General features: G+C 28.8%; 4 protein-coding genes and 1 pseudogene. All 5 read left to right on the forward strand.

From position 1 onward, the window contains the following. Window positions 1-272, forward strand: a pseudogene (locus tag Q0C58_RS10665) (NADH:ubiquinone reductase (Na(+)-transporting) subunit F); the annotation flags it as partial. 93 nt (window positions 273-365) lie between these two features. After that, complete coding sequence (locus tag Q0C58_RS10670; RefSeq protein WP_290701207.1) at window positions 366-1,238, forward strand: DUF4846 domain-containing protein; 873 nt, start codon at window positions 366-368, stop codon at window positions 1,236-1,238. A 68-nt stretch (window positions 1,239-1,306) separates the two neighbouring features. After that, entirely contained in the window at window positions 1,307-1,684 is a 378-nt protein-coding gene (locus tag Q0C58_RS10675) for a Na(+)-translocating NADH-quinone reductase subunit F (protein WP_290701210.1), read from the forward strand. Window positions 1,685-1,717: 33 nt separating this feature from the next. Continuing rightward, complete coding sequence (locus tag Q0C58_RS10680) at window positions 1,718-2,704, forward strand: FAD:protein FMN transferase (protein ID WP_290701213.1); 987 nt, start codon at window positions 1,718-1,720, stop codon at window positions 2,702-2,704. Between the two features lie 89 nt (window positions 2,705-2,793). Continuing rightward, window positions 2,794-5,190 (forward strand): histidine kinase (locus tag Q0C58_RS10685; protein WP_290701215.1); only part of this gene is annotated, 2,397 nt, incomplete at its 3' end.

The following is a 5,190-nucleotide window of genomic DNA, read 5'->3' on the forward strand; positions in this document are numbered from 1 at the left end:
ATTTCCCAAACTTTAAATTCTACTTAGCATTATCTGAACCTATGGAACAGGATAACTGGAAAGTTAAAGAAAACATAGATGCTCCTGGAGATGGATTTACAGGATTTATACACCAAGTTGTAATCGACCAATATTTATCTAAACACGAGTCTCCAGAAGATATAGAGTTATATTTCTGTGGACCACCATTAATGAACCAAGCGGTACAAAAAATGGGAGAAGATTTTGGTATTGATGATGAAAACATACGTTTTGATGATTTTGGAGGCTAGAATTCCTTAAAAAAAACAAATCTTATTAACGAGAAATTCATAATAAAAATTAAGCCCAATACGAAAGTATTGGGTTTTTTCGTTTATAATAATATGAAGAAAATTTTACTATCCGTTTTATTACTATCTGTAATTGTTGTTTTAGCGTTTCAATATAAACCTGTAAAGGAAACAATAGGTTATGTCTCAAAATCTATTGTTTTAAACCAAAGTCTAATTAATAAAGATAGCTTAACTATAAAATCTAGAGTAAAGGTTCCTAGTGGTTACAAACGTGTTAATTATCCTAAAGGTTCGTTTGAAAACTATCTTAGAAATTATAAATTAAAGCCTTATGGTAGTAAAATAATTAATTATGATGATTCAGAATATTATTGGCAACAAGGTCACATAGGCATTCTAGATATTCCAGTGCCTAAAAATGGATTGCAACAGTGTGCAGACGCTTTAATTAGAGTGCGAAGTGAATATCTTTGGGATACTAATAGAAAGGATGAGATAGGTTTTAATTTTACTTCTGGACACTATTGTTCTTGGAAAAAGTATGCTGAAGGTTATAGACCTAATATTAAAGGTAATAAAGTATCATTCAGTAAAACAGCTTCAGCAAATACTACAAAAGAAAATTTTTATAAATACCTTAATCTTATTTATATGTATTCTGGTACATTATCATTATCTCAAGAGTTAGAAACTATTACTTCTGTTAAAAATCTAAAGATAGGAGATATGCTTATTAAAGGCGGAAGTCCAGGGCATATTGTAATGCTTGCAGATGAAGTTGTAAACGATAAAGGAGAAAAGCTATTTTTATTATTTCAAGGCAATACTCCAGCACAAAGTGTTCATTTAGTTAAGAATCTTGAGGACGATACCATTTCACCTTGGTATAATTTGCAAACAGATGCAGTAATACCAGTGTCTAATTATACTTTCTACAATTCTAAATTTGCACGATTTAAATAATGTTTATCATTTTTCATTTCCTATAGAATACACTTTTTATTAATAAAAGGCTTTCGTATTTTTGTAGTATGAGTAAACCCTTAACACCACAAGAACTTCATAACCTTGCCATGAACCATGTTGGTAAAGATTTAGAGAAACGTGGTTTTGAATTTATAGCTATAAACAGCAAATTAAAAAAGCATCCACAATTTGTTTGTATTGATGCTAACAAGCAATATTTCTTTGTTATAGTTAAGGCTGTTTTGTTACCAGATAATGCTAATAATTACGATGTTGTCTGGATGGAGTCTTTTAAAGAACACGCCAGAACTAATGATGCGAAAGTACTATATGCTGGTGTTGGTTTGGGTAATCCAAACGGAGAATCTTTACCAGTTTTTTTAGATGAAGAATATCTAATAGAGTATAATGGTATTCAAGTACTAGAAACAAATTTGAATTAGTATTTTATCTCGCTTACAATTACAGATCTTATAATGAAAAATGTTTTCACGGTTTCAATTCTTTTTCTCCTTTTTTTTTCTTGTAAAAAAGAAGCTGATAATATAAAGATTAATGGTCCAATATTCGGAACATTTTACGATGTAACTTATGCTTCAAAAAATTCTGAAAACTACCAAAAACAGTTTGATAGTATCTTTTATATTATTAATAAATCGATGTCTAATTATCAAGCGAATTCAGATATTTCAAAACTTAATAGACACGAAATTGATAGTGTCGATAATCACTTTGTAAAAGTTTTTAATGCCTCTAAAAAATTATACACAGAGACAGAAGGTGTTTTCGATCCTACAATTGGAAAGCTAGTTAATGCGTGGGATTTTGGTTCAGAAAAGCCAAAAGATAAATTAGATAGTTTAAAAATAGATAGCCTAAAACGTTACGTTGGTTTCAATAAAATAGGATTAGTTGGTAATAGAGTAAGAAAACCTTATGGAGCATTTATAGATTTTAATGCTATTGCAAAAGGCTACGCTGTAGATGTCATTGGCGACTTTTTAGAGTCTAAAACTATTGAAAACTATATGGTAAATATAGGAGGCGAATTAAGAGCTAAAGGTGTTAATGTTAAAAAACAAACGGGTTGGACTGTTGGTATTGAAAACCCGAATTTTGATGGTTCTCAAAGCACAAATATGGTGTTTAAATTAAAAGATAAAGCCATGGCAACCTCTGGTACATACAGGAAGTTTAAAATAGATAATAAAGGTAATAGGTATGCACATATAATCGATACTAAAACAGGTTACCCAAGTAAAACAAACATATTAAGCGTTTCGGTGATTGCAGATAATTGTATGATTGCAGACGGTTATGCAACTGCAATTCAAGCCATGGGAATTGAAAAAGCAAAAAGTCTTTTAGAAACACATCCAGAATTACAAGCTTACCTTATTTTTGAAAATGAGAGGCAAGAATTAAAGACTTTAAATCTAAATAATTTTTCAGTAGGTAATTAAATCTACCTTTTAAGCTTAAATAACGACCATTCACTAAAATTTCAGATAGTATAGCTTTCAATTTTGTAGCTTTGATTAAAAGTACTGTATTGATTTTCCGTTACTTCATTTTATTATTCTCTTTTTTTGCATTTCAAACTATAAATGCACAACAACCTGTGTCTATTCATCTCACAGAAAAAGATGGCCTGCCAGATATTGAGTTTTACGACATATTAGAGGATAACGAAGGTTTTATATGGTTAGCTGCAGACAAAGGTCTATACCGCTATGATGGTAAATATTATGAACTATTTACTAATCCAGAAAAAAGAGGGCGTTCTCTATTTGGTTTAACATTAGACCAAAAAGGACGTGTTTGGTCTAATAATCTATCAGGGCAATTTTTTTATACAGAAGGTGAGGAATTAAAGCTTTTTAAAGATTTTGAAAACATAAATACTTTAGTAGACTTTAATATTTATAACAATCACCTAATTATAAAAAAAATAAAAAATATAGAGATTGTAGATATAGAAACAAAAGTAACTGTTTCGGAATTAGATAATAGAAACGAAGCTTACTTAGTAGATTTAAACGCTAATAAAGATGGTTTTTATTTTAATAGAAATAATATCATTCATTTTACTAATGATGTTACCTTTAATAAATCCTATCCACAAAACTCAACACCAATTGCAACAGAAAAGATGCGTGGTTATAGGAAATTTTTTGAGTTTGAAAATCGAATTTTCTATTTCGCTCAATTAGAATCTACCAGAAAAAGTAGGCTTTATAGCATAGTAGAAACCAAGTTGATTCAATATACTATCCCAAAAATATTAGAGTATGCTATTGTTGTACACTCGTATGAAATTAACGGTAAATTGTGGGTGCTCACAAATAATGGCATTTTTATTTGCGCTATTAAAAACAAGTATTTAAGTGTTGAAGAACATTATTTTAAAGGCTTATTTACTACAGATGTTTTAATAGATAAAAATCAAAATTTTTGGGTGACAACATTAAAAAACGGTGTTTTTGTAATGCCAAATTCAGAACTAAAAAAAATAAAACTTCCTAAAGACGTTGGAGTTAATACTATAGAAAAAACAACTAATAATGAGTTGTTTTTAGCCACATCTAATCATGAAATTTTTAGTTACAATAATAACAATAACTTACTAAACAAAACCGCTATTGAATTTAAAAATAATGTTAGTAGTATTAGCTATAACAACATTGTAGAAGATTTATTAATGGTGTCAACTACAGAGTCTGTTGTATATAATAGAACACATAAAACAATAAAAAAAGGAAAGCTAGTAAGTACTAAATCTATAGCTGTAATAAACGAAGATGAATACTTAGTAAGTATGCCTCATGCACTCTCGGTTTATAGTAAAACAAAAGATACAGTATCAGTTTTACGCAACTTTAGAAGTTATGGATCTGTAATAAATAGTTATAGAGATTTGGCATATTGTAATTTTATAGACGGTCTTGGTATTTATAATTTACAAACAAATAATTACAAACAAATTCAACACAATAATAAGCCAGTATTTGCCTCTAGAATAGCAATAGACGATGAGGATATTGTTTGGGTAGCCACAGACGGTAAAGGTGTTTACGGTTTTAAAAATGATGTTTTAACACATACTTTAACTACAAAAAACGGGTTATTATCTCATTTAATAAATGTAATTAAGCCAGATGGTAATACATTATGGATATCTACAGACAAAGGCTTACAGAATTATAATTATCGCACTCAAAAAATAACAACAATTAACCGCGAAGATGGTGTAGATTCTTATAATATTACAGCAATAGAAATATTAGATGATGATGTGTTTTTTAGTTCTAACACAGGATTATATAAATTTAATAAAAAGAAAATTCTTAAAACTAGAATCACACTTCAACCTTATTTTACAACAGTTTCTATTCAAGAAAAAGACACCATACTAAAATCTAATTATAAATTAAAACAAACCGAAAGTGAAATAAGAATAGGCTTTAATACTAACGGCTTCCAGTCTAATAACTTTGTTAACTACGAATACCAATTAGAAGGTTTAAATAGTAAATGGGTTGATGTAGAAAGTGGTTTAGATTTTGTTAAATTTAATACCTTACCAGCCGGAAAATTCAAGTTTAATTTAAGAGCAAAAAATAGATTTCAAAATAGCTATTCAAAACTAATATGTATTGGTTTAACTGTAAGATTACCTTTTTACAAGACTTGGTGGTTTTATTTATTAGTGTTGCTTTTATCGTTGGTTTTTATCTGGATGTATTTTAGTAAAAAAACAAAACGCTTAAATGCCAACCAAAAGCAAGCTTTAGAGAAAGCAAAGATGAATCAACAATTAGTTTTTTCTCAGTTAGAAAACTTACGTTCTCAAATGAATCCGCATTTTATATTTAATGCTCTTAACTCAATTCAGGACTATATTATTTTAAATGAAAAAAAACTAGCACGTGTTTATTTAGTCAAATTT

This window comes from Lacinutrix sp. (assembly GCF_023299985.1).
Lineage (GTDB): Bacteria > Bacteroidota > Bacteroidia > Flavobacteriales > Flavobacteriaceae > Lacinutrix.

What these genes read in the sequence shown, in the direction of transcription:
- Q0C58_RS10675 (WP_290701210.1), top strand. Translation starts at nt 1,307, where the DNA reads ATGAGTAAACCCTTAACACCACAAGAACTTCATAACCTTGCCATGAAC.
- Q0C58_RS10670 (WP_290701207.1), top strand. Translation starts at nt 366, where the DNA reads ATGAAGAAAATTTTACTATCCGTTTTATTACTATCTGTAATTGTTGTT.
- Q0C58_RS10680 (WP_290701213.1), top strand. Translation starts at nt 1,718, where the DNA reads ATGAAAAATGTTTTCACGGTTTCAATTCTTTTTCTCCTTTTTTTTTCT.